General features: G+C 54.4%; 17 protein-coding genes and 1 pseudogene. 12 read left to right on the top strand and 6 right to left on the bottom strand.

Annotated features, from left to right (window positions below):
- Nucleotides 1-229 (top strand): annotated as a pseudogene (locus FDW94_RS23650) (hypothetical protein); the annotation flags it as partial.
- Between the two features lie 254 nt (nt 230-483).
- Here FDW94_RS23650 and yhgN read toward each other — a convergent pair.
- A complete protein-coding gene (gene yhgN / locus FDW94_RS22160) occupies nt 484-1,077 on the bottom strand; it encodes an NAAT family transporter YhgN (protein WP_003023480.1) in 594 nt (197 codons plus the stop codon).
- Between the two features lie 190 nt (nt 1,078-1,267).
- Between yhgN and asd the strand changes: the two genes are divergently transcribed.
- The 6 genes from asd to glgP all read left to right on the top strand — a co-directional run bounded on the left by asd (nt 1,268) and on the right by glgP (nt 12,017).
- Nucleotides 1,268-2,374: an aspartate-semialdehyde dehydrogenase gene (gene asd / locus FDW94_RS22155; protein WP_003827614.1), complete on the top strand. Its 1,107-nt coding sequence runs from the start codon at nt 1,268-1,270 to the stop codon at nt 2,372-2,374.
- 273 nt (nt 2,375-2,647) lie between these two features.
- Nucleotides 2,648-4,831, top strand: coding sequence for a 1,4-alpha-glucan branching enzyme (gene glgB, locus FDW94_RS22150; protein WP_032945237.1), 2,184 nt, complete (start codon nt 2,648-2,650; stop codon nt 4,829-4,831).
- The gene (glgX, locus tag FDW94_RS22145; RefSeq protein WP_137378266.1) at nt 4,831-6,807 is read left to right on the top strand and encodes a glycogen debranching protein GlgX; all 1,977 of its coding nucleotides are present in this window, start codon (nt 4,831-4,833) and stop codon (nt 6,805-6,807) included. Before glgB ends, glgX begins: the two co-directional genes overlap by 1 nt.
- Before the next feature lie 14 nt (nt 6,808-6,821).
- Nucleotides 6,822-8,117 (top strand): glucose-1-phosphate adenylyltransferase, encoded by a 1,296-nt coding sequence (gene glgC / locus FDW94_RS22140; RefSeq protein WP_003827621.1) that lies wholly within the window; start codon nt 6,822-6,824, stop codon nt 8,115-8,117.
- Nucleotides 8,117-9,550 (top strand): glycogen synthase GlgA, encoded by a 1,434-nt coding sequence (gene glgA / locus FDW94_RS22135; RefSeq protein WP_003827622.1) that lies wholly within the window; start codon nt 8,117-8,119, stop codon nt 9,548-9,550. The genes glgC and glgA overlap by 1 nt, the downstream gene beginning before the upstream one ends.
- Nucleotides 9,551-9,569: 19 nt before the next feature.
- Nucleotides 9,570-12,017, top strand: a complete 2,448-nt coding sequence (gene glgP / locus FDW94_RS22130) for a glycogen phosphorylase (RefSeq protein ID WP_137378265.1) — start codon at nt 9,570-9,572, stop codon at nt 12,015-12,017.
- Nucleotides 12,018-12,107: 90 nt separating this feature from the next.
- Here glgP and glpD read toward each other — a convergent pair whose 3' ends face one another.
- A complete protein-coding gene (gene glpD, locus FDW94_RS22125; RefSeq protein ID WP_008786343.1) occupies nt 12,108-13,616 on the bottom strand; it encodes a glycerol-3-phosphate dehydrogenase in 1,509 nt (502 codons plus the stop codon).
- 198 nt (nt 13,617-13,814) lie between these two features.
- On the opposite strand from glpD, the gene glpE reads away from it, so the two are divergent.
- The 3 genes from glpE (at nt 13,815) to FDW94_RS22110 (ending at nt 15,854) form a co-directional block, all read left to right on the top strand.
- Nucleotides 13,815-14,141, top strand: coding sequence for a thiosulfate sulfurtransferase GlpE (gene glpE / locus FDW94_RS22120; protein ID WP_003827629.1), 327 nt, complete (start codon nt 13,815-13,817; stop codon nt 14,139-14,141).
- A gap of 75 nt (nt 14,142-14,216) precedes the next feature.
- Entirely contained in the window at nt 14,217-15,050 is an 834-nt protein-coding gene (glpG, locus tag FDW94_RS22115; RefSeq protein WP_103284628.1) for a rhomboid family intramembrane serine protease GlpG, read from the top strand.
- 45 nt (nt 15,051-15,095) lie between these two features.
- Nucleotides 15,096-15,854: a DeoR/GlpR family transcriptional regulator gene (locus FDW94_RS22110; protein WP_003023499.1), complete on the top strand. Its 759-nt coding sequence runs from the start codon at nt 15,096-15,098 to the stop codon at nt 15,852-15,854.
- A 41-nt stretch (nt 15,855-15,895) separates the two neighbouring features.
- On the opposite strand, the gene malT is transcribed toward FDW94_RS22110, so the two are convergent.
- Nucleotides 15,896-18,601 carry an HTH-type transcriptional regulator MalT gene (malT, locus tag FDW94_RS22105; RefSeq protein ID WP_003827634.1) on the bottom strand — a complete coding sequence of 902 codons (2,706 nt, stop codon included), beginning with the start codon at nt 18,599-18,601 and terminating at the stop codon, nt 15,896-15,898.
- Between the two features lie 618 nt (nt 18,602-19,219).
- On the opposite strand from malT, the gene malP reads away from it, so the two are divergent.
- Together malP and malQ are read left to right on the top strand one after the other, a co-directional pair.
- Entirely contained in the window at nt 19,220-21,613 is a 2,394-nt protein-coding gene (gene malP / locus FDW94_RS22100; protein WP_103284630.1) for a maltodextrin phosphorylase, read from the top strand.
- Between the two features lie 9 nt (nt 21,614-21,622).
- Nucleotides 21,623-23,710 carry a 4-alpha-glucanotransferase gene (gene malQ / locus FDW94_RS22095; protein ID WP_137378264.1) on the top strand — a complete coding sequence of 696 codons (2,088 nt, stop codon included), beginning with the start codon at nt 21,623-21,625 and terminating at the stop codon, nt 23,708-23,710.
- Nucleotides 23,711-23,797: 87 nt separating this feature from the next.
- Here malQ and gntT read toward each other — a convergent pair whose 3' ends face one another.
- From gntT to gntX, 3 genes are all read right to left on the bottom strand, one after another.
- Nucleotides 23,798-25,114: a gluconate transporter gene (gntT, locus tag FDW94_RS22090; protein WP_003023507.1), complete on the bottom strand. Its 1,317-nt coding sequence runs from the start codon at nt 25,112-25,114 to the stop codon at nt 23,798-23,800.
- 369 nt (nt 25,115-25,483) lie between these two features.
- The gene (nfuA, locus tag FDW94_RS22085; RefSeq protein WP_003023509.1) at nt 25,484-26,059 is read right to left on the bottom strand and encodes a Fe-S biogenesis protein NfuA; all 576 of its coding nucleotides are present in this window, start codon (nt 26,057-26,059) and stop codon (nt 25,484-25,486) included.
- Between the two features lie 58 nt (nt 26,060-26,117).
- Nucleotides 26,118-26,630 (bottom strand): DNA utilization protein GntX (gene gntX / locus FDW94_RS22080; RefSeq protein ID WP_137378263.1); only part of this gene is annotated, 513 nt, incomplete at its 5' end.

Below are 26,630 nucleotides of genomic sequence, written 5' to 3'. Positions count from 1 at the left end.
CGGGTCGGGGCCGAGCCTGCATCCTTGCAGGCCGTCCCCTCTGCCCGCATCCCTGCGGGCAGACCCGGTCAGCCGTCAACACCTCATCGATTTTCAGCCGGACCAGGGTGTCGCTTCAGCGCTCTGGCTTTCAGCTATATCCGTTTTGCTGTTCACAGGTATTCAAGTAAAAGCTCAGGTGGTCAGGTGTGGGCTGGTCCGGCTGAAAATTGCCGACGCGTTTCAGTAAGGCCGGGAGAACCCGCAGGGATGCGGGTTCAGGGCGCGTTTTGCATGGACGCTGCCTCGCGCCCGGCCCGGTAGCCTGGAGGAATAAGTGGAGGGAACCACGAAGTGGCAATTTTCCTGCCGGGAGCCGGGATTGTTAAGGGGGCTGCGTAGCCCCCTTAACACGTTCACTGGTGACGAGATCTCAGAGAAGCAATGAACATAACGTGAACGGAGTCGTTCTCTGAAATGCCATGCTCTCCAGCTTCAAAACGGTTACCCCTTCATCCACATCCGCACGCCATCGAGGAACATCTGGGTTGCCATCATCACCAGAATTAGCCCCATCAGGCGCTCCAGCGCGTTAACCCCTTTCTCTCCCAGCAGACGTAAAAACAGCGAAGACTGCAGCAAAATCACGAATGTACCGCCCCAGGCGATCAGCAGCGCAATCACCAGATGCCCCATCTGGTTTGGGTACTGATGCGACAACAGCATTAATGAGGCCAGGATTGTCGGACCGGCGACCAGCGGAATCGCCAGCGGTACGATAAACGGCTCTTCACCAGCCGGAAGCCCGGTGCTATTCCCGGTGGCGCTGGGGAAAATCATCTTAATGGCGATCAGGAACAGAATGATGCCCCCGGAGATCGATACGGTTTCCGCACGCAGGTTAAGAAATGCCAGAATTTTCTCGCCCGCAAACAGGAATATCAGCATCACCAACAGCGCAATAAACAGCTCGCGAATCATAATCGCGCGGCGACGTTTTGGTTCGGTATGTTTCAATACGGACATGAAAATGGGCAGGTTTCCGAGCGGATCCATAATCAGGATCAATAAAACTGCCGCTGAAATGATTTCATTCATAACTCAAATTCCCTGATAATTACCGCGGACTTTCTGCTTGCTTGCGCAGCGGGATAAGTCGCATTACTGATGGCTTCGCTATCATTGATTAATTTCACTTGCGACTTTGGCTGCTTTTTGTATGGTGAAGGATAGGCCAGTAGGATACTGGTTAGCATACACAGCACACATCTCTGCAGGAAAAAACGCTATGAAAAATGTTGGTTTTATCGGCTGGCGCGGTATGGTCGGCTCTGTTCTCATGCAACGCATGGTTGAGGAGCGTGACTTCGACGCCATTCGCCCTGTTTTCTTTTCTACTTCCCAGCTCGGGCAGGCGGCACCGACGTTCGGTGGCACCGCGACCGGCACACTTCAGGACGCTTTTGATCTGGATGCGCTGAAGGCGCTCGATATCATCGTGACCTGTCAGGGCGGCGATTATACCAACGAAATCTATCCAAAGCTTCGTGAAAGCGGTTGGCAGGGTTACTGGATTGACGCAGCCTCTTCGCTGCGTATGAAAGACGATGCCATCATTATTCTCGATCCGGTTAACCAGGATGTCATCACCGACGGCCTGAACAAAGGCATTAAGACCTTTGTCGGCGGCAACTGTACCGTTAGCCTGATGCTGATGTCCCTCGGTGGCCTGTTTGCCAATGACCTGGTTGACTGGGTTTCCGTAGCGACCTATCAGGCGGCTTCCGGCGGCGGCGCGCGCCATATGCGTGAACTGCTGTCTCAGATGGGTCATCTGTATGGCCATGTGGCCGAGGAACTGGCGACCCCTTCCTCTGCTATTCTCGACATCGAACGTAAAGTGACGACCCTGTCCCGCAGCGGCGAACTGCCGGTTGATAACTTTGGCGTACCGCTGGCCGGTAGCCTGATTCCGTGGATCGACAAACAGCTCGATAACGGTCAGAGCCGTGAAGAGTGGAAGGGACAGGCGGAAACCAACAAAATTCTCAACACGTCTTCCGTGATCCCGGTTGATGGTCTGTGCGTGCGCGTCGGCGCGCTGCGCTGCCACAGCCAGGCGTTCACCATTAAACTGAAAAAAGATGTGTCTATTCCGACCGTGGAAGAACTGCTGGCGGCGCACAATCCGTGGGCCAAAGTTGTACCAAACGATCGGGATATCACCATGCGTGAGTTAACCCCGGCGGCCGTTACCGGCACGCTGACCACGCCAGTAGGCCGTCTGCGTAAGCTGAACATGGGACCGGAGTTCCTGTCAGCCTTTACTGTGGGCGACCAGTTGCTGTGGGGGGCTGCGGAGCCATTGCGCCGTATGCTGCGCCAATTGGCGTAATAGTTTGTTAATGATCAAGGGGTGAGGAATCACCCCTTTTTTTGCGTAATACAGGAGTAAGCGCAGATGTTTCATTTTTTACCAGGAGTAAGATAAAGCATTGGCTATTCTTTAAGGGTGACTTAGTACCGGAGGTATTAAGTTGTTGCCTGAAGGTGGGACGACGCAGAGAGGATGCACAATTGTGCTGCGCCGTTCAGGTCAAAAAAAGTGTCACTACCTGATGTCGAAAATCAGTTGGAAGGGGTGACGCCATAAAACAGGATGACAACCATGTCCGTTCGTATCGATAGAGACGTGATTAATGCGCTAATTGCAGGCCATTTTGCGGATCCTTTTTCCGTACTCGGTATGCACCAAACTGATGCTGGACTTGAAGTCCGCGCCCTATTACCTGACGCCACCGAAGTGTGGGTGATCGAACCCAAAACCGGACGCAAAGTCGGCAAGCTGGATTGCCTCGACTCTCGCGGTTTTTTCTGTGCTGTACTTCCCCGCCGTAAAAATTTCTTTCGCTACCAGTTGGCCGTTGTCTGGCATGGACAGCAGAATCTGATTGATGACCCTTATCGTTTTGGCCCGCTGATCCAGGATATGGATGCCTGGCTGTTATCTGAAGGTACGCATCTGCGACCTTACGAAACGCTGGGTGCGCATGCGGATACCATGGATGGCGTAACCGGTACGCGCTTCTCAGTCTGGGCGCCTAACGCTCAACGCGTGTCAGTGGTTGGGCAGTTCAACTACTGGGATGGCCGTCGCCACCCAATGCGCCTGCGCAAAGAAAGCGGTATCTGGGAGCTGTTTATCCCCGGCGCGCAGCATGGTCAGCTGTATAAATACGAGATGATCGATGCGAACGGTAAGCTGCGAATCAAAGCGGACCCTTACGCCTTCGAAGCGCAAATGCGTCCGGAAACCGCGTCGCTTATCTGTGGTCTGCCGGAAAAAGTAGTGCAAAGCGAGGCGCGCAAAAAAGCCAACCAGTTTGATGCACCGATCTCTATCTATGAAGTTCACCTGGGGTCATGGCGTCGTCATACCGATAACAACTTCTGGCTGAGCTACCGCGAGCTGGCGGATCAGTTGGTGCCGTACGCCAAATGGATGGGCTTTACCCACCTCGAACTGTTGCCGATTAACGAGCATCCGTTCGACGGTAGCTGGGGCTACCAGCCTACCGGCATGTATGCGCCGACCCGTCGCTTCGGGACGCGCGATGATTTCCGTTATTTCGTGAATGCCGCGCATCAGGCGGGGCTGAACGTTATTCTCGACTGGGTGCCGGGCCACTTCCCGTCGGACGACTTTGGTTTGGCTGAGTTTGATGGCACCAACCTGTATGAACACAGCGACCCGCGCGAAGGATATCACCAGGACTGGAACACGCTGATCTACAACTATGGTCGCCGTGAAGTCAGCAACTACCTGGTGGGCAACGCCCTGTACTGGATTGAACGCTTTGGTATTGACGCGCTGCGCGTGGATGCCGTGGCGTCGATGATTTATCGCGACTATAGCCGCAAAGAAGGGGAATGGATCCCAAACGAATTTGGTGGTCGTGAAAACCTCGAAGCCATTGAATTTTTGCGCAATACCAACCGCATTCTTGGCGAGCAGGTGCCTGGAGCGGTGAGCATGGCGGAAGAGTCGACTGATTTTGCCGGCGTTTCAAGACCACAGGATATGGGCGGTTTAGGGTTCTGGTATAAGTGGAACCTCGGCTGGATGCACGACACGCTGGACTACATGAAGCTGGACCCGATTCATCGTCAGTACCATCACGACAAGCTGACCTTCGGCATGCTGTACAACTACACCGAAAACTTTGTCCTGCCGCTGTCGCATGATGAAGTGGTACACGGTAAAAAATCCATTCTCGATCGCATGCCGGGAGATGCATGGCAGAAGTTTGCCAACCTGCGCGCCTACTACGGCTGGATGTGGGCCTTCCCGGGCAAAAAACTGCTGTTTATGGGCAACGAGTTTGCGCAGGGACGTGAATGGAACCATGACGCCAGCCTCGACTGGCACCTGCTGGAAGGTGGCGATAACTGGCACCACGGCGTACAGCGTCTGGTGCGCGATTTGAACCACACCTACCGTCATCACAAAGCGCTGCACGAGCTCGACTTTGACGCCTATGGTTTTGAATGGCTGGTGGTGGATGACAACGAACGTTCGGTGCTGGCTTTCGTGCGTCGTGACAAGGTCGGCAATGAAATCATCGTGGTCAGCAACTTTACGCCTGTGCCCCGCCACGGCTATCGCTTCGGTATCAATCAACCAGGCAAATGGCGTGAGATCCTCAATACCGACTCGATGCATTACCACGGTAGCAATACCGGCAACGGCGGTGCGGTGCACAGCGATGAAATCGCCAGCCATGGTCGTCAGCACTCACTGAGCCTCACGTTACCGCCGTTGGCAACGATCTGGCTGGTCAGGGAGGGGTAATGACGCAACTGGCAACCGGCAACGCCACCCCCCATGGTGCAACGTATGACGGCCATGGTGTCAATTTCACACTCTTCTCAGCCCACGCTGAACGCGTTGAATTATGCGTATTCGATGAGCAAGGGTGCGAACTTCGCTATGACCTGCCGGGGCGTAGCGGTGATGTCTGGCACGGCTATCTGGCCAACGCCCGGCCCGGTCTGCGCTATGGCTATCGTGTTCATGGCCCATGGCAACCGCAGCAGGGCCACCGGTTTAATCCGGCCAAGCTGCTGCTTGACCCTTGCGCCCGTCGGGTGGATGGCGAGTTAAAAGATAACCCGCTGCTGCACGGTGGGCTAAATGAACCGGATCATCATGATAATGCCACCATCGCGCTGAAGGGCGTGGTGGTGTCCGATCATTATGACTGGGAGGATGATACCCCGCCGCGCACGCCGTGGGGCAATACCGTGATTTACGAAGCGCATGTCAAAGGGTTGACGTATTTGCATCCTGAGCTGCCGGAAGAGATTCGCGGAACCTACAAAGCGCTGGGCCATCCAGTGATGATCGATTACTTCAAGCGCCTCGGCATTACCGCGCTGGAGCTGCTGCCGGTGGCGCATTTTGCCAGCGAACCACGGCTTCAGCGGCTGGGGCTGTCGAACTATTGGGGCTACAACCCGGTAGCGATGTTCGCGCTGCATCCGGCCTATGCCTGTTCGCCGGAGAGTGCGCTTGATGAGTTTCGCGACGCGGTAAAAGCGCTGCACAAAGCGGGGATTGAGGTCATTCTCGATATCGTTTTGAACCACAGCGCCGAGCTGGATCTCGAAGGCCCCGTCTTCTCGCTGCGCGGAATTGATAACCGTAGCTATTATTGGATCAGGGACGATGGTGATTACTACAACTGGACCGGTTGTGGGAACACCCTCAATCTGAGCCATCCGGGTGTTGTGGAATACGCATGTGAATGCCTGCGCTACTGGGTTGAAACCTGCCATGTGGATGGTTTTCGTTTTGATTTGGCTTCCGTCATGGGGCGTACACCTGCGTTTCGTCAGGATGCGCCACTGTTTACCGCGATCCAAAACTGTCCGCTGCTCTCACGCGTTAAGCTGATTGCGGAACCGTGGGATATTGGTGAAGGCGGGTATCAGGTGGGGAATTTCCCCCCGCCGTTTGCCGAGTGGAATGACCATTTCCGCGATGCGACCCGACGCTTCTGGCTCCAGCGTAATCTCTCGTTGGGTGAGTTTGCCGGGCGTTTTGCCGCATCAAGCGACGTGTTTAAACGCGATGGTCGCAAACCCAGCGCGACGGTCAATCTGGTGACTGCGCACGACGGTTTTACGCTACGCGACTGTGTTTGCTTCACAAATAAGCACAATGAAGCGAATGGTGAGGAAAATCGCGACGGCACTAGCAATAACTACAGCGACAATCATGGTAAAGAAGGATTAGGCGGCACGCTGGACCTGATTGAGCGGCGGCGCGACAGCATTCATGCGCTGTTAACCACGCTGTTGCTTTCCCAGGGGACGCCGATGTTGCTGGCGGGCGATGAGCATGGTCATAGCCAGCACGGCAACAATAACGCTTACTGCCAGGATAACGCCCTGACCTGGCTGGACTGGCAGCAGGCAAACAGCGGACTAACCACATTTACCGCTGCCCTGATCCATCTTCGCCAGCAAATTCCTGCACTGACGGGTGATCGCTGGTGGGAAGAGGGCGATGGCAATGTTCGTTGGCTGAATAAGTACGCACAACCCTTAAGTGCGGATGAGTGGCAAAACGGCCCGAGGCAGATGCAAATCCTGCTTTCAGACCGTTTTCTGATTGCAATAAATGCCACGCTTGAGGTGACAGATATCGTTTTACCTGAAGGGGAATGGTGCGCCGTTCCCCCATTTGCCGGAGAGGATAATCCGGTGCTTACGGCTGTCTGGCAGGGACCTGCGCACGGACTGTGTGTGTTCCAGAGAAGATAAAAAAGGAGTTAGTCATGGTGAGTTTAGAGAAAAACGATCGTGTAATGTTGGCGCGCCAGCTGCCATTAAAATCTGTTGCCCTGATCCTGGCCGGTGGCCGCGGTACCCGCTTAAAAGATTTAACCAACAAACGTGCCAAACCTGCTGTGCACTTTGGCGGTAAGTTCCGCATTATCGATTTTGCCTTATCCAACTGTATTAACTCCGGGATCCGCCGTATTGGCGTGATCACCCAGTACCAGTCCCACACGCTGGTGCAGCATATTCAGCGCGGCTGGTCGTTCTTTAGCGAAGAGATGAACGAGTTTGTCGATCTGCTGCCTGCCCAGCAGAGAATGCAGGGTGAAAACTGGTATCGCGGTACGGCGGATGCGGTGACCCAAAACCTGGACATCATTCGACGCTATAAAGCGGAATATGTGGTGATCCTCGCGGGCGATCATATCTACAAGCAGGACTACTCACGCATGCTGATCGACCACGTCGAGAAAGGCGCGCGTTGCACCGTGGCCTGTATGCCAGTGCCTATTGAAGAGGCCAGCGCGTTTGGCGTAATGGACGTGGACGACACCGATAAAATTATCGAGTTCGTTGAAAAACCCGCCAACCCGCCAGCCATGCCAGGCGACCCGACCAAATCTCTTGCCAGTATGGGGATCTACGTTTTCAACGCCGATTATCTGTATGAATTGCTGGCGGAAGATGACCTCGATGAAAACTCCAGTCACGATTTCGGTAAAGACATTATCCCGAAAATCACCGAAGCTGGCATGGCGTATGCACATCCATTCCCGTTGTCCTGCGTGCAGTCTGACCCGGAATCCGAGCCGTACTGGCGTGACGTGGGTACGCTGGAAGCCTACTGGAAGGCGAACCTCGATCTGGCTTCGGTGACGCCTGAACTGGACATGTACGACCAGGATTGGCCAATCCGTACGCACATGGAATCGCTGCCACCGGCGAAATTTGTTCAGGACCGTTCCGGCAGCCACGGAATGACGCTGAACTCGCTGGTTTCTGGCGGATGCATAATTTCAGGTTCGGTGGTGGTGCAGTCCGTTCTGTTCCCGCGAGTGCGGGTGAATTCATTCTGTAACATTGATTCGGCAGTGTTGTTACCTGAAGTGTGGGTGGGACGTTCGTGCCGCTTACGTCGTTGCATTATCGACCGCGCCTGCGTTATTCCCGAAGGCATGGTGATTGGTGAAAACGCGGAAGAAGATGCGCGTCGTTTCTACCGTTCAGAGGAAGGTATTGTGCTGGTCACGCGTGAAATGCTACGCAAACTGCAGATCAAACAGGAGCGATAATGCAGGTTTTACACGTTTGTTCAGAGATGTTCCCCCTGTTAAAAACCGGGGGACTGGCGGATGTTATTGGGGCGTTACCCGCAGCGCAAATAGCGGACGGCGTGGATGCCCGCGTGCTGCTCCCGGCGTTTCCTGATATCCGTCGCGGCATTCCCGATGCGCAGGTCGTAACGCGTCGGGATACCTTCGCCGGACGTATCACGCTGCTGTTCGGGCATTTCAACGGCGTGGGTATTTACCTGATTGACGCGCCGCATCTCTATGACCGCCCCGGTAGCCCGTATCACGACACTAACCTGTTTGCGTATACCGATAACGTGCAGCGTTTTGCATTGCTGGGCTGGGTTGGCTGTGAAATGGCCTGTGGCCTTGACCCATTCTGGCGCCCGGATGTGGTGCATGCGCACGACTGGCATGCGGGTCTGGCTCCGGCGTATCTGGCGGCGCGCGGCCATCCGGCGAAATCGGTGTTCACCGTCCACAACCTGGCGTATCAAGGCATGTTTTATGCAAAGCATATGGATGACATCCAATTGCCATGGTCGTTCTTTAATGTGCACGGACTGGAGTTTAACGGGCAGATTTCGTTTCTGAAGGCAGGGTTGTACTACGCCGACCACATTACGGCGGTCAGTCCGACCTACGCGCGGGAAATTACCGAGCCGCAGTTTGCCTACGGCATGGAAGGTCTGTTGCAGCAACGTCATCGCGAAGGCCGTCTTTCCGGCGTGCTGAACGGCGTTGATGAAAAAATCTGGAGCCCGGAAACCGATCTCCTGCTGGCATCGCGATATACGCGCGACACGCTGGAGGAGAAGGCAGAAAACAAACGTCAGCTTCAGATAGCGATGGGACTTAAGGTCAACGATAAAGTACCGCTGTTTGCCGTGGTGAGCCGTCTGACCAGTCAAAAAGGGCTGGATCTGGTGCTGGAAGCGCTGCCGGGGTTGTTAGAGCAGGGTGGACAGCTGGCATTGCTAGGCGCGGGCGATCCGGTATTACAGGAAGGATTCCTCGCCGCAGCGGCGGAACATCCAGGACAGGTGGGTGTGCAGATCGGCTATCACGAAGCCTTCTCGCACCGCATCATGGGTGGGGCCGATGTGATATTGGTTCCCAGCCGTTTTGAGCCGTGTGGCTTAACGCAGTTGTATGGACTGAAGTACGGCACGCTGCCGCTGGTGCGGCGCACCGGTGGGCTGGCTGATACAGTCTCTGACAGTTCGCTGGAAAACCTGGCGGACGGTATCGCCAGTGGGTTTGTATTTGAAGATAGTAATGCCTGGTCGCTGTTACGCGCGATCCGGCGTGCTTTCGTATTGTGGTCCCGGCCTTCGCTTTGGCGGTTTGTACAACGTCAGGCCATGACCATGGATTTTAGCTGGCAAGTCGCGGCGAAGTCATACCGTGAGCTTTACTATCGCTTGAAATAGATATCCAGGAATCACCTATATGAATGCTCCATTTACTTATGCATCGCCCACACTCAGCGTAGAGGCACTTAAGCATTCTATTGCCTATAAGCTGATGTTCACGATTGGTAAGGACCCGGTCATTGCCAATAAACATGAGTGGCTGAACGCCACGTTGTTCGCGGTGCGCGACCGTCTCGTGGAGCGCTGGCTGCGTTCTAACCGTGCGCAATTATCTCAGGAAACTCGTCAGGTGTATTACTTGTCTATGGAGTTTCTGATTGGCCGCACGCTTTCCAATGCACTGTTATCGCTGGGCATTTATGACGATGTCAAAAATGCGCTGGAAGGTATGGGGTTGGATCTTGAAGATCTGATCGACGAAGAAAACGACCCGGGTCTTGGCAATGGCGGTCTCGGGCGTCTGGCGGCCTGCTTCCTGGACTCTCTGGCAACGCTGGGATTGCCGGGACGCGGTTACGGTATTCGTTATGACTACGGCATGTTCAAGCAGAACATTGTTGATGGCCGCCAGAAAGAGTCGCCGGACTACTGGCTGGAATACGGTAACCCGTGGGAATTCAAACGCCACAACACGCGCTACAAAGTGCGTTTTGGCGGGCGTATTCAGCAGGAAGGTAAGAAAACGCGCTGGATAGAAACCGAAGAGATCCTCGCGGTCGCCTACGACCAGATTATCCCCGGCTACGACACCGACGCCACCAACACGCTGCGCCTGTGGAATGCCCAGGCCAGTAGCGAGATTAATCTCGGTAAATTTAACCAGGGCGACTACTTTGCGGCGGTGGAAGATAAAAACCACTCCGAGAACGTCTCCCGCGTACTGTACCCGGACGACTCCACCTATTCAGGACGCGAACTGCGGTTGCGCCAGGAGTATTTCCTGGTCTCCTCCACGGTGCAGGACATTCTGAGCCGTCATTACCAGCTGCACAAAACCTACAACAACCTGGCGGATAAAATCGCCATTCACCTCAACGACACCCATCCGGTGCTGTCGATCCCTGAGCTGATGCGACTGCTGATCGATGAGCATAAGTTCAGCTGGGATGATGCGTTTGAGGTCTGCTGTCAGGTCTTCTCGTATACCAACCACACTTTGATGAGCGAAGCGCTGGAGACCTGGCCCGTCGATATGCTGGGCAAAATTTTGCCGCGCCATCTGCAAATCATCTTTGAGATCAACGACTACTTCCTGAAGACGTTGCAGGAACAGTATCCGAACGATACCGCTCTGCTGGGGCGGACGTCGATTATCGATGAGTCTAACGGCCGTCGCGTGCGTATGGCATGGCTGGCGGTGGTGGTGAGCCACAAGGTAAACGGCGTTTCTGAGCTGCACTCCAACCTGATGGTGCAGTCGCTGTTTGCTGATTTTGCGAAGATTTTCCCGACTCGCTTCTGCAACGTCACCAACGGCGTGACGCCGCGTCGCTGGCTGGCGCTGGCCAACCCGTCGCTCTCTGAAGTGCTGGATGAGAACATTGGCCGCACCTGGCGAACCGATCTCAGCCAGCTCAGCGAGCTTGAGCAGCACTGCGATTACCCACTGGTAAATCAGGCGGTGCGCCGCGCGAAGCTGGAGAACAAAAAGCGTCTGGCCACGCTCATTGCCCAGCAGCTGAACGTGGTGGTGAACCCGAAATCGCTGTTTGATGTGCAGATCAAGCGTATTCACGAATACAAACGCCAGTTGATGAACGTGCTGCATGTGATCACCCGCTACAATCGCATTAAGGCCGATCCTGATGCTGAGTGGGTACCGCGTGTGAATATCTTCGCCGGTAAAGCGGCTTCGGCTTATTACATGGCGAAACACATCATTCACCTGATCAACGACGTCGCCAAAGTGATCAACAACGATCCGCAAATTGGCGACAAGCTGAAAGTGGTGTTTATCCCCAACTACAGCGTCAGCCTGGCGCAGGTGATTATTCCTGCCGCCGACCTTTCTGAACAGATTTCTCTGGCCGGGACCGAAGCCTCCGGTACCAGTAATATGAAATTTGCTCTTAACGGTGCGCTGACCATCGGGACGCTGGACGGTGCCAACGTTGAGATGCTGGAGCATGTGGGCGCAGAAAATATCTTTATCTTTGGTAATACGGCGGAAGAGGTCGAGGCTTTACGCAGCCAGGGCTACAAGCCGCGTGAGTATTACGAGAAAGACGAAGAGCTGCACCAGGTGCTGACGCAGATCGGCAGCGGCGTATTCAGCCCTGAGGAGCCGGGACGCTATCGCGACCTGGTGGATTCGCTGATTAACTTTGGCGACCACTATCAGGTTCTGGCGGATTATCGCAGCTACGTTGATTGCCAGGATAAGGTTGATGAACTGTATCGTCACCCGGAAGAGTGGACCACCAAATCGATGATTAATATCGCCAACATGGGGTACTTCTCGTCGGACAGGACGATCAAAGAGTACGCCGAAAACATCTGGCATATTGATTCGGTGCGGTTGTAACACACGATGCCGGGGGCGCTTCGCTTGCCCGGCCTACGTTTATGCACTCTTGTAGGCCGGATAAGGCGCTAGCCGCATCCGGCATTTTTATCAGGACGCCAGCGACAGCTGGTGTTTTTCAATGTACTCCGCCAGCCACTGGGTCATACGCGACTGCTGCTCAGCATTCAGCCACATACCTTCTTTCGTGCGACGCCACAACGCATCTTCCGCACGACGAACCCATTCATGATCGACCAGATATTTCAGCTCGGCCTCATAAAACTCATGGCCAAAGTCTTCACCTAACTCGGCAAGCGAGGTGGCTTCGCCGATAACCCATTCGGTGTTGCTGCCGTAGGTGCGAGAATAATGGCGTGCCAGCGACTCGGTAAGGAACGGGTAGCGACGGCGCAGTTTGGCCGCGTAATCTTCGCGATCGCCGCCAATGTCACCGCCTGGCAGAATGCACTCTTTCGTCCATGCCGGACCAATTCCTTGGTAGTACGATGCCAGTTTTTCCATCGCGTGCTCAGCCAGCTTACGATAGGTGGTCAGCTTACCGCCAAAGACCGACAGCAACGGCGCTTTGCCGTTTTCGTCGTGGATATCCAGCGTGTAATCACGGGTGATCGCCTGCGGTGAGTCAGACTCGTCATCGCACAGCGGACGCACGCCTGAGTAAGTCCAGACGATATCATCACGGCCCAGCTGCTTCTTAAAGTGCGCGTTGTAGACCTTCAGCAGGTAATTGATTTCGCTTTCATCAATTTTCACTGCTTTCGGATCGCCTTTGTATTCAACGTCTGTCGTCCCGATGATCGAGAATTCGTCCATCCATGGGATAACAAACACAATACGCTTATCTTCGTTTTGCAGAATATAAGCTTGCTTCTGGGTATGTACGCGCGGCACTACGATGTGGCTGCCTTTAATCAGGCGAATGCCGTACGGTGATGGCAGGTGCATACCGTCGTCGAAGAACTCTTTCACCCACGGACCGGTGGCGTTGACCAGGCCACGCGCCTGCCAGGTGTATTTTTTGCCGGTATCGATATCTTCAGCTTCAACAATCCACAAACCGTTTTCACGGCGAGCAGAAGTGGCGCGAGTGCGGGTTAATACTTCTCCGCCTTTACGTACAACCATTTGGGCGTTTGCCAAAACCAGTCGCGCATCGTCTACCCAGCAGTCAGAATATTCGAAACCGCGCACAATCTCAGGTTTCATTACGGAATCTGCGCCAAAACGCAAACCGGTAGAACTTGGCAAACTAGTGCGTTTGCCCAGATGATCGTACATAAACAAACCAATGCGGATCATCCACGCCGGACGCAGGTGCGGGCGGTGGGGCAGACGAAAGCGCATCGGGAAGGCGATATGCGGTGCCATTTTCAACAGCACTTCACGTTCGGCCAGCGCTTCGCTTACCAGACGAAATTCGTAGTGTTCCAGGTAGCGCAGGCCACCGTGGATGAGTTTGGAGCTAGCGGAAGAGGTGGCGCAGGCTAAATCCTGCGCTTCCAGCATCAGCACGGATAAACCGCGTCCAGCGGCATCTGCCGCGATACCGGCACCGTTGATGCCTCCACCTATCACAATCAGATCTTTGGTTTCCATGCTGGCCTCTCGCACTTTCGTTATAGCTCATTAATGTTCGTTATCGAGCATAATAGCAAAGAATCGCGCCATTGGTAACATCGGATAAACAATTTACAGTGATACATATAACATTATGGCGTTTAACTGCCGTCGGGACGTACACTAAGCAGTAACATGTCCGAAAAGCATCACCTGCCATATAAAGAAGAGAGAGCAATGGATCAGTTTGAATGTATTAATGTCGAAGAAGCGCATCAGAAGCTGCATCAGGGGAGCGCGGTGTTAGTGGATATCCGTGATCCGCAAAGCTATGCCATGGGGCATGCCCCGCAGGCGTTTCATCTGACGAACGACACGCTGGGGTCATTTATGCGCGAGCATGATTTCGACACCGCTGTGTTGGTGATGTGTTATCACGGCAACAGCAGTAAAGGCGCGGCGCAATATCTTCTTCAGCAGGGCTATGACGCGGTTTACAGCGTTGACGGCGGCTTCGACGCCTGGCATCGACATTTTCCGGCAGAAGTGGCATACGGTTCGTAAGCTAACAAAGATGCAGCCTGAAACGGGCAGGATATATATACTGTCCTCTTTTGTGTGGAATAAGCGACAGCAACCATGTTGATGATTACCTCTTTTGCTAACCCCCGCGTGGCGCAGGCATTTGTTGATTATATGGCGACACAGGGCGTTATCCTGACGATTCAACAACATCAGCAAACGGATGTCTGGCTGGCGGATGAGTCCCAGGCCGAGCGCGTGCATGCTGAACTGGCGCGATTTCTGGAGAATCCGGGCGATCCGCGCTACCTAGCGGCAAGCTGGCAGTCGGGTCAGACCGACAGCGGTCTGCACTACCAGCGTTATCCGTTCCTGGCCACATTGCGCGAACGCGCAGGCCCGGTAACCTGGTTCGTAATGGCCGCGTGTGTGCTGGTGTTTATCGCGATGAACGTGCTGGGCGACCAGGCGGTGATGCTTTGGCTGGCATGGCCGTTTGACCCTTCGCTGAAATTTGAATTCTGGCGTTATTTCACCCACGCTTTTATGCACTTCTCGCTGATGCATATTCTGTTCAACCTGTTGTGGTGGTGGTATCTCGGCGGTGCGGTTGAAAAGCGTCTGGGCAGTGGAAAACTGATTGTAATTACCGTGATCAGCGCCCTGTTGAGCGGCTATGTTCAGCAGAAATTTAGCGGCCCGTGGTTTGGTGGACTGTCTGGCGTGGTATATGCGCTGATGGGCTACGTGTGGTTGCGCGGCGAGCGCGATCCGCAAAGCGGTATTTTCCTGCAGCGTGGTTTGATTATCTTTGCTTTGATCTGGATTGTTGCCGGCTGGTTTGATCTATTCGGCATGTCGATGGCGAATGGCGCTCATATCGCCGGGTTGGCCGTGGGTCTGGCAATGGCGTTTGCCGATACGATGAATGTGCGGAAACGAACTTTGTAGGCCGGATAAGCGTTAGCGCATCCGGCAAAATTTCAGGGAACACTAATGAAGCAAACACAACGACATGACGCGATCATCGAGCTGGTAAAAAAACAGGGATACGTCAGTACTGAAGAGCTGGTGGAGCATTTCTCCGTCAGCCCGCAGACGATTCGCCGCGATCTTAACGATCTGGCCGATCAGAACATGATTTTGCGCCATCACGGCGGCGCGGCGCTGCCATCCAGCTCGGTCAACACCCCGTGGCATGACCGTAAAGCGACGCAGACGGCGGAAAAAGAGCGCATTGCCCGCAAAGTTGCCACGCAAATCCCGAACGGCTCTACGCTGTTTATTGATATCGGAACCACGCCGGAAGCGGTGGCTCACGCGCTGCTTAATCACAGCAATTTACGCATTGTGACCAACAACCTCAATGTGGCGAACACGCTGATGGCGAAAGAGGATTTCCGCATAATCCTCGCTGGTGGTGAACTGCGTAGCCGCGACGGCGGTATTATGGGCGAAGCGACCCTCGACTTTATTTCTCAGTTCCGTCTGGACTTCGGCATCTTAGGGATCAGCGGCATCGACAGCGATGGTTCTCTGCTGGAGTTTGATTATCACGAAGTTCGTACCAAGCGCGCGATCATTGAGAATTCACGGCATGTGATGCTGGTGGTGGACCACTCGAAGTTTGGGCGTAACGCGATGGTGAATATGGGCAGCATCAGCATGGTGGATGCGGTGTATACCGACACGCTGCCGCCTGCTGGTGTGATGCAGGTGATTGCTGACCATCATATCCAGTTAGAGCTGTGCTAAGGTAATTCCAGGCCTGATAAGCGTTGCGTATCAGGCATTAACTAAACGCCGTACCCCATCATCTTCAGCAGCTTCTGCGCATGTTGCACCGCATCCTGGCGATGTGCGACGCCGAGCTTTTGGTACAAATTGCGGATGTGCGTCTTGATGGTCGTTGCCGCGACGGCCAGCTCTCCGGCGATCTGTTCGTTGCTGTAGCCCGAATAAATCAGTCCCAGAACCTGCCATTCGCGCTGGGTCAGCGGGCTGGTGCGGATAAGCTCCGGCACTTCCGGGTGAGTAAGCAGACGCTCAACGAATCCTTCATCGAAGTGGGCAAATTTATGGCGGTGGTGCTGGTTAATCTCACGCAAAATGCGCTGGGCGCGGTGCTGATCGAGTTCCGGTAAGGTATTGAGCTGAATCAGCTGACGCAGTTGTTGCGCCATGGCCTCGCCTTCGATAACAAAGTGGCTGATGAATCCGGTGCGGTTCGCCAGCTGTAGGGCGTCGAGTAACACACGCTGGGCGTCATTTTTGCGTCCTGCCTGCCAGTAGAGCTGATTAAGCAGCAACAGGTTGCGGTTCAGATCGCTCATCAGGCGCAGGTTGCGCGCATTTTCATTCAACTCTTCCAGCACAATCTCAGCCGGTTCAAACTCGCCGAGCAGGATTTGTGCACGAGCGATGTTGCGCCACTGGCTTTGCAGGAAGTGGTTATTGGCGAATTCTGGTTTCGGCGTGTGGCGCAGCCAGTTGGCGGCCGAGTTTTTGTCGCCCACCATTTGCCAGTAAATCACCCGCACCTTATCGGCGTTGGAGATCCAGTCGCTGTGATAGTGACCGTTACCCAACAGGTTTTCCAGACGGTTGAGCAGGCTGCGAGCGTTATCGAGATCGCCCCGTGCCAGTGAACACTGAACCAGCAACGCCAGACACTGTAGCTGTTGCTGCGGCTGGAAAGTGGAAAGCAGTTCAATACCGCTACGGGCAGAGGCTTCTGATTCGTCCAGACGCGCCCATGCCCACAGTAGTTGTGCGCGAATACGTACCAGGAATTCGTGCATCGGCAGCTGTTCCAGGTGCTGCTCTTTGATCAGCTGGAACGCTTTTTCCTGAGTTTCCCAGGCGGCCTGTAAAAAGCCCTGGGCAAACAAAATTTCGCTTTGCTGGATAAGACTCCACAGTGCGTAATGCCAGACGTCATGATGGCGCGCCATTTGCTCGGTTTGCTGCATCAACGCCAGAGAGCGCGTGAGATCGCCCTTACAGTGCAGGACTTCGCCGTGCACCGAGGTGGCGACGATCCGGCTATAGAACCAGGCGATGGGCAACTCATCCAGCGCCAGTTTCGCCAGGCGTTCGGCTTCGTCAGGGTTGCCGTCGTTAATCGCTACTTGCGCCCGTAAAGCGTTGAATTCGGCGTGCAGTGTCGGCTCCATGTCGCCTTTCATTTCCTGCTCTGCGCGCGCAAGCAAGGTGTTAACCTCTCCGTAGCGGTGCTGGCTTTGCATCAGCCAGGCTTGCAACAGAACCAGACGCGGATTTTCCAGCAGGCTTTCCCACGGCAGGGCTTTCAGCGACTCTTCCAGTAACGTCAGCTCGCTATGGTTAAACAGTCCCCACGCATGATTAAGCAGGATATCGCGTAGCATATGGGCGTCGCCGGCCGCCAGCGCGTGGTGGATAGCTTCGCTGGGGAAGCCTTGCGCCATCCAGCTTTCAGCTGCGGCGCGGTGTATTTCGGGCAGTTCGTTCGCCAGCTCCCATTGGCAGCGCTGGCGTAAAAAGCTGCCAAACAGCGGGTGATAGCTGAACCACTCGCCAACGTCATCCATTCGCTGCAGGAATAACCCCTGGCGCTCAATTTCTTCCAGCCGCATCTGGCCGTTTTCTTCCCCGGTAACGCGGACGATCAGCGCATCGTTCATGGAGCGCAGAATGGCGCTTTTCAGCAGGAAGTGACGGGTGCCGAGGTCGACGCTGTCCAGCACTTCATCAACCAGATAATCGGACAAATGGCTGGCGTTGATCCCCGCGAGGCGTCGTGCTGACTGGTGCGCGGAATGATTGTTCTGGCGGGCGGAAAGGGCGATCAATTGTAATGCCGTGGCCCAGCCAGCAACGTCATCGCACATCCGGCTGCTTTCAGCCGCTTCGATGGGGGAGGACAAACGTCGGTCGAAAAATTGTTTGGCTTCCTGATGGTTAAAGGCCAGCTGTTGGCTGCCTATCTCCAGCAGTTGATCGCGTACCCGCAGGTTGGCAATACCCAACTGCGGCAGGTTGCGCGACAGCACGACCAGCGTGAGGTTCTCAGGCTGATGACGCAGGAAGAAACGCATCGCTTCGTGAATGGCCGGATTAGAGATCAGATGATAATCATCTACTACCAGGTAGAGCGGGCGGTGCCACTCGGCCAGTTCGATAAATAGCTGGGCAAACAGTGACGTCAGGCTGGCATACTGACGTTTTTGCACCATCGCTTCGCTGGTGGTGCAGTGTCCACCGGTTGCCTGTTGGATAGCGGCGATCAGATAACTGGCAAAGCGCTCTTGCTGATTATCGCCCTCATCCAGAGAATACCAGCCTAAATCATTTTTCCCTGCCGCCCATTGTGAAACCAGCGTCGTTTTTCCATAACCAGCAGGACTTGTTATCAGGGCAAGCCTGAAATTGTTCGCGCCGGAAAGTTTAGCCAACAGGCGCTCACGAACCACCGTATGGTCGAGTCGAACCGGACGACTTAATTTAGACGGAATCAACATAAGTTAGTCACTTCACTGTGTGAAAATAGGGAAGAATGATTTTTTTTGCGCTTCGTAATTAATAGATATAAGGTCGGCCAGATTGGTGTTTTATGCAAGCTAAGCGGACTTTTTGTGTGTCTGATTTTGCACTATGTCACAAATCTATACATCTATTGCAATAAATGCTTTAAAGAGTCGCAACAGGCGTGGCGACTGGATCCGTCGTTATTTTAACTGTGTTGAAAAATCCCTCTCTTTTTATATGGTTACTCAAATAGCTAATGAATATCACCGAATTTTGTGGCCGACTTAAAAGTTTTATGTGAACTATCTTATCCGGCACAGATATTTCAGGTTAGAAACTATTTCCCTATTTACACATTGTTTCTCATCGTCATATCGCTATTTGATATTGTCGATTAATCCTTTGTTACTAATGCGTCATCCGAAGAGCGTTATGCGGGGTTTGCGCGAATTTACGGGCAATTACCTCCCCTTTAAGTGGCAGCGATCACACTTTTATGCTCATCCCCGCTCCTCCTCCCTCCCTAATCCGTGCCAGGATGAGGAATGTCAACAACGAGCCAGGCAAACTAGCGATAACGTTGTTTTATTACCTAAGGATCTGGAACCCCTATGTCACAGCCTACTTTCAACAAAGATCAATTTCAGGCTGCCCTGACGCGTCAGTGGCAGCGCTTCGGTTTACTGTCGGCTCAAGAAATGACGTCGCGCCAGTGGTGGCAGGCAGTGAGTGGGGCGTTGGCTGAGTTACTCAGCGCCCAGCCTGCGGCGAAACCGGCAAAAAATCAGCGTCACGTTAACTACATCTCGATGGAGTTTTTGATTGGTCGCCTGACCGGCAACAATTTACTCAACCTCGGCTGGTATCAGGCGGTGAGCGATGAGCTGAAAGCGCATGACGTCAACCTGACTGATCTGCTGGAAGAAGAGATCGATCCGGCGTTGGGTAACGGTGGATTGGGACGCCTGGCGGCCTGCTTCCTTGATTCGATGGCGACAGTCGGCCAGTCGGCGACGGGCTATGGCCTCAACTACCAGTACGGCCTGTTCCGTCAGTCGTTTGCCGATGGCCAACAGATGGAAGCCCCGGATGACTGGCATCGTGGCAGCTACCCGTGGTTCCGTCACAACGAGGCGCTGGATGTGCAGGTTGGGATTGGCGGCAAGGTCACCAAAGAAGGGCACTGGGAGCCAGGGTTTACTATCACCGGCCAGGCCTGGGATCTGCCGGTTCTCGGTTACCGTAACGGCGTAGCGCAACCGCTGCGTCTGTGGCAGGCCAGCCATGCGCACCCGTTTAACCTGACCAAATTTAATGACGGCGATTTCCTGCGCGCAGAACAGCAGGGCATCGACGCTGAAAAACTGACGAAAGTGCTGTACCCGAACGATAACCACACCGCGGGTAAAAAGCTGCGCCTGATGCAGCAGTACTTCCAGTGCGCCTGCTCCGTAGCCGACATTCTGCGCCGCCATCATCTGGCAGGGCGTAAGCTGCACGAACTGGCTGATTACGAAGTTATTCAACTTAACGATACTCACCCGACTATCGCGATCCCTGAACTGCTACGCGTGCTGATTGATGAGCACCAGATGAGCTGGGACGATGCGTGGGCGATTACCAGCAAGACCTTCGCTTACACCAACCACACCCTGATGCCGGAAGCGTTAGAGTGCTGGGATGAGAAACTGGTGAAAGCACTCCTGCCGCGCCACATGCAAATCATCAAAGAGATTAACGACCGCTTTAAGACGTTGGTTGATAAAACCTGGCCGGGTGATGCTGAAGTCTGGGCGAAGCTGGCAGTGGTGCACAATAAACAGGTGCGTATGGCCAACATGTGCGTGGTCAGCGGTTTTGCGGTCAACGGTGTGGCGGCGCTGCACTCCGATCTGGTGGTGAAAGATCTGTTCCCGGAATATCACCAGCTCTGGCCGAACAAATTCCATAACGTCACTAACGGGATTACTCCGCGTCGCTGGATTAAGCAATGCAACCCGGCGCTTGCCGCACTGCTGGATAAATCGCTGAAAAAAGAGTGGGCTAACGACCTCGACCAGCTGATTAACCTGGAAAAATACGCGGACGATGCGAAATTCCGTCAGCAGTATCGTGACATCAAGCTGGCGAACAAAGAGCGTCTGGTGAAGTTTATTAAAGCGCGTACCGGTATTGAAATAACGACTAACGCTATCTTTGATATTCAGATTAAACGTCTTCATGAGTACAAGCGCCAGCACCTGAATCTGCTGCATATTCTGGCGTTGTACAAAGAAATCCGTGAGAACCCGCAGGCAGATCGCGTGCCGCGCGTATTCTTGTTTGGCGCAAAAGCTGCTCCGGGTTACTACCTGGCGAAAAATATCATCTTCGCCATCAACCAGGTTGCACAAACCATCAATAACGACCCGAAAGTCGGTGACAAGCTGAAGGTTGTCTTCCTGCCGGATTATTGTGTTTCAGCGGCGGAAATGCTGATCCCGGCGGCGGATATCTCTGAGCAGATTTCAACCGCAGGGAAAGAGGCTTCCGGCACCGGTAACATGAAGCTGGCGCTGAACGGTGCGTTAACCGTAGGTACGCTGGATGGCGCAAACGTCGAAATCGCCGAGAAGGTGGGTGACGAGAATATCTTTATCTTTGGTCATACCGTGGAAGAGGTGAAGGCGCTCAAAGCCAAAGGCTACGACCCGGTGAAATGGCGTAAAAAAGACAAAGTGCTGGATGCTGTCCTGAAAGAGCTGGAAAGCGGGAAATACAGCGATGGCGACAAGCATGCCTTTGACCAGATGCTGCACAGTATCGGCAAGCAGGGCGGCGATCCGTATCTGGTGATGGCGGACTTCGCGGCCTACGTTGAAGCTCAGAAGCAGGTTGACGTGTTGTATCGTGACCAGGACGCCTGGACCCGGGCGGCGATTCTGAATACCGCGCGTTGCGGCATGTTCAGCTCGGATCGCTCCATCCGCGATTATCAGGCTCGTATCTGGCAGGCGAAACGTTAAGGAATCGCGATGGAAAGCAAACGTCTGGATAATGCCGCGCTGGCGGCGGGGATCAGCCCCAATTACATTAATGCCCACGGTAAACCGCAGTCTATTGGCGCCGAAACCAAACGGCGTTTGCTTGACGCCATGCATCGCACCACCGCTGCCACTCAGGTGGCGGTAACCCCGGTGCCGAATGTCATGGTCTATACCGCTGGCAAGAAAATGCCGCTGGCGGTTGAGGGAAGCGGAGAGTTTAACTGGCTGCTGACCACCGAAGAGGGCATGCAGCACAAAGGGCATGCCGTCGGCGGTAAATCTTTTAACCTTCCGGCGAAGCTGCCGGAGGGGTATCACACGTTGACCCTGACCCAGGGCGAGCTGCGTTCCCATTGTCGTATCATCGTGGCACCAAAGCGCTGCTATGAACCGCAGGCGTTGTTAGCCGGGCAGAAGCTGTGGGGCGCATGTGTTCAGCTCTACACCTTGCGATCGGAAAAGAACTGGGGGATTGGCGATTTCGGCGATCTCCGCACCATGCTGGTGGATGTGGCGCAACGCGGCGGCGCGTTTATCGGGCTTAATCCGATTCACGCGCTGTATCCGGCGAATCCGGAGAGTGCCAGCCCGTACAGCCCGTCGTCACGCCGCTGGTTGAACGTTATTTATATTGATGTAAACGCCGTAGATGATTTCCGTCTGAGTAAAGAGGCGCAGGCGTGGTGGAAGAAACCCGCGACTCAGCAAGCTCTGCAACGCGCCCGCGATGCCGAGTGGGTTGATTATTCTGCTGTTACCGCACTGAAGATGACGGCGCTACGTATGGCGTGGAAAAGCTTCTCTGCGCGTGATGATGAGCAGATGGCGGCATTTCGCCAGTTTGTGGCTCAGGAAGGGGATAGCCTCTACTGGCAGGCGGCCTTTGATGCGCTGCATGCGCATCAGGTGAAAGAGGACGCATTGCGCTGGGGCTGGCCGGTGTGGCCAGAAGCTTTTCAGTCAGTGGACTCGTCAGAGGTAAAACGCTTCTGCGAAGAACATCGTGATGACGTAGATTTCTACCTGTGGTTACAGTGGCTGGCGTATACCCAGTTTGCTGACTGCTGGAAAACCAGCCAGGGCTTTGCAATGCCAATAGGGCTGTATCGCGACCTGGCCGTTGGCGTGGCCGAAGGCGGGGCGGAAACCTGGTGTGACCGCGAGTTGTATTGCCTGAAAGCTTCAGTTGGCGCACCGCCGGATATTCTCGGTCCGCTTGGGCAAAACTGGGGACTGCCGCCGATGGATCCGCACATCATCACGGCACGCGCTTACGAACCGTTTATCGAACTGCTGCGTGCCAATATGCAGAACTGCGGCGCGTTGCGTATCGACCATGTCATGTCGATGCTGCGTCTGTGGTGGATCCCTTACGGTGAAACAGCCGATCACGGTGCCTACGTGCATTATCCGGTCGACGATCTGCTGTCAATTCTGGCGCTGGAGAGTAAACGTCATCACTGCATGGTGATTGGTGAAGATCTGGGTACCGTGCCGGTGGAGATCGTCAGCAAGCTGCGTGACAGTGGCGTCTACTCCTACAAAGTGCTTTATTTTGAGAATGACCATGAGAAAAACTTCCGTGCGCCGAAAGCGTACCCGGAACAATCAATGGCAGTCGCGGCGACGCATGACCTTCCTACGCTTAAAGGTTATTGGGATAGCGGCGATCTGACGCTAGGTAAAGCACTGGGCCTGTATCCGGATGAAGTCGTGCTGCGCGGGTTGTATCAGGACCGGGAACTGGCGAAACAGGGGCTGCTGGACGCGCTGCACAAATACGGCTGCCTGCCAAAACGTGCCGGTCACAAGGCGTCCCTGATGTCGATGACGCCGATTCTGAATCGCGGCATGCAACGCTACATCGCTGACAGCAACAGTGCGTTGCTGGGCCTGCAACCGGAAGACTGGCTGGATATGGCTGAGCCGGTCAACATTCCGGGAACCAGCGACCAGTACAAAAACTGGCGGCGTAAGCTCACCGCCACGCTGGAGCAGATGTTTGCCGATGAGGGCGTGAATAAGCTGATTAAGGATTTGGATAAGCGGCGAAAAGCGGCCGCGAAGAAGAAGTAAGAAAGCCGGGGATTTCCCCGGCTTTTTTGTGGTGATGGCTCGTAGCACGTAGGCCTGATAAGCGTAGCGCCATCAGGCTCAGTTTTATCAGACCACCATACCCAGCAGCAGACACCCTACCAGACCGCAGACGGAGATAATGGTTTCCAACATTGACCATGACTTGATGGTTTCACCGATGGTCAGGTTGAAGTACTCCTTGAACAGCCAGAACCCAGGATCGTTCACGTGGGAGAAGATGACGGAACCGGAACCAACCGCAATAACCATCAGCTCAGGGCTTACGCCGGTCGTTGCAATCAGCGGTGCCACAATCCCACCTGCAGTAATCGCTGCAACGGTTGCGGAACCCAGTGCGATACGCAGTACTGCAGCGATAGACCATGCCATCAGCAGCGGAGAAACGTTAGAGCCGTGCATCATTGAAGCGATGTATTTGTCTACGCCGCTATCAACCAGAACCTGTTTGAAGGCACCGCCACCACCGATGATCAACAGCATCATCGCGATGATTTTGATTGAGGACACCAGCGTGTCGTTAATCTGATCCATCGAACGTCCGCGGTTCAGACCAAAAGTGAACATCGCAATCAGCACCGCAATCAGCGTTGCCATGACCGGGTCACCGAGGAATTCTGCAACCGTCAGGAAAGCATGGCCTTTCGGCAGAATCATCTCCGCCACGGCGCGCATTGCCATCAGGATAACCGGGACCAGAGAGGTCCAGACGCTGACGCCAAAGCCTGGCATCTCTTCTTCAGTGAAGGTTTTTGCGCTGTACAGACCTTCCGGGATTGGCTTATCGATGCCTTTCAGGAAACGCGCGTATACCGGACCGGCGAGAATAACGGTCGGGATTGCCAGAATCGTACCAAACAGCAGAGTTTTACCCATATCTGCGTGGAAAATGGTGGCAATAGCGGTTGGACCCGGGTGCGGTGGCAGGAAGCCGTGAGTAACGGACAGCGCAGCCGCCATCGGCACACCAACGTACAGCAGCGGGATGTTAGCAGCGGCAGCAATGGTGAATACCAGCGGCAGCATCAGCACGAAGCCGACTTCGTAGAACAGGGCAAAACCGACGGTGAATCCGGTTAATACCACCGCCCACTGAATGTGTTTTTTGCCGAATTTAGCAATCAGCGTGGTTGCGATGCGCTGTGCGCCGCCGCAGTCCGCCAGCATTTTGCCCAGCATGGCGCCAAAACCCATAATCAGGGCGAGGCTGCCAAGGGTTCCGCCGACGCCGGCTTTAATCGAACCGATGACTTTATCCAGTGGCATCCCTTGCATCAATCCGACAGCAAGCGCCACCAGGACGAGAGCGATGAAGCCGTTCATTTTGAAACGGATCATCAGGAGGAGTAACAAGATTACACCGATAGCAACGATGACTAATGGCATGATTTACCTGGCCTTTACTTTGTTATGGGTAACGTCAGTGTTTAGATGACAAATTCCGATTGTCCCGACCGGGAACAGAGTATTCTCAGCACCAATGCTGGTTGCCTTCAAAACTAATCAGTTTAACTGGCTATTATGTGTGTGTTAGGTGCTGACACGAATGATACGGGTAACATGCTACGCTTGAAAATCACCTGGACAGGCAAAATTTAAAATATGAGAAGCTGGTCAAATTATGCGGGGGATTGTTGCAGGGCACAGGCAGAGAAATGCAGTGTTGTAGGCCGTTACGCTGCCATTCGGCAGCAATGCCCGATAGCGACGCGGGTGCGTCTTATCGGGCCTACGGATACTCTACAGGTTCGGGCGTTAGTAGTAAGAGTGCTCGCCGCGCTGGTGTTCGGTTAAATCGCGAACGCCTTTCAGTTCAGGGAATTCAGCCAGCAGCTGCTTCTCGATACCTTCTTTCAGCGTTACATCTACCATTGAACAGCCGTTACAGCCGCCGCCAAACTGCAGAATGGCGTAGCCTTCATCGGTGATTTCCATCAGAGAGACACGACCACCGTGGCCAGCCAGCTGTGGGTTTATCTGCGATTGCAGCATGTACTCCACGCGTTCCATCAGCGGCGCATCATCGGCAACTTTACGCATTTTGGCGTTTGGTGCTTTGAGGGTCAGCTGGGAGCCTAACTGGTCGGTAACGAAATCGATTTCTGCATCTTCCAGATACGGTGCGCTCAGTTCATCAACATATGCGGTCAGCAGGTCAAATTTAATGGCGGTGTCGGTTGCTTCCACGGCGTCCGGCGGACAATAAGAAACGCCGCATTCAGCGTTAGGCGTGCCGGGATTAATCACAAATACGCGGATTTGTGTCCCTTCTTCCTGATTTGCCAGCAGTTTGGCAAAGTGCGCTTGTGCAGCATCGGAAATATGGATCATAGTAATGGCCTAATAGTTGACTATTTTACTTGGTTATAATACGCCCATCATCGAGGCTCTACAAGGTTCGACACAGGCACCATACCTGGACAGTCGCCGCGCCGTTGCGTAAAAGCAGCTGCGCGATTTCCGCGACGGTACTTCCGGTAGTGACGACATCATCCACAATAACCATATGGAGTCCCTGCACCGGCAATTCAAGGCGAAAGGCATTTTTCAGGTTACGTTTACGTAATCGGGCGCTGAGATGGTGCTGTGTGGCGGTTGCCCGAACCCGCGAGATGGTCCGGCTGTCCCAGTCGCAACCCAGCCAGCGTGCCAGCGGGCGGCACAGTAAATCGCTCTGATTAAACCCTCTGCGCCAGTGTCGACGTTGCCAGAGCGGGACGCTGACCAGCCTGTCCGGTAGAGGAAGGCCGCTGGTGCGCCGGGTCTGTAGTACCTCCAGCAACAACAAACGTGAAAGAGCTGAGGCTGTTTCGCTGCGTCGTGAAAACTTGAGCTGGTGGATAAGCCCGCTCAACGGCGGAACATAGTCGCTGACGGTAACCAGCCGCTGCCACGGCGGCGG

The organism is Citrobacter sp. wls757, assembly GCF_005280935.1.
Classification (GTDB): domain Bacteria; phylum Pseudomonadota; class Gammaproteobacteria; order Enterobacterales; family Enterobacteriaceae; genus Citrobacter; species Citrobacter portucalensis.
Note: the sequence above shows the minus strand (reverse complement) of the source record. Positions and strands in the feature narration are given on the sequence as shown.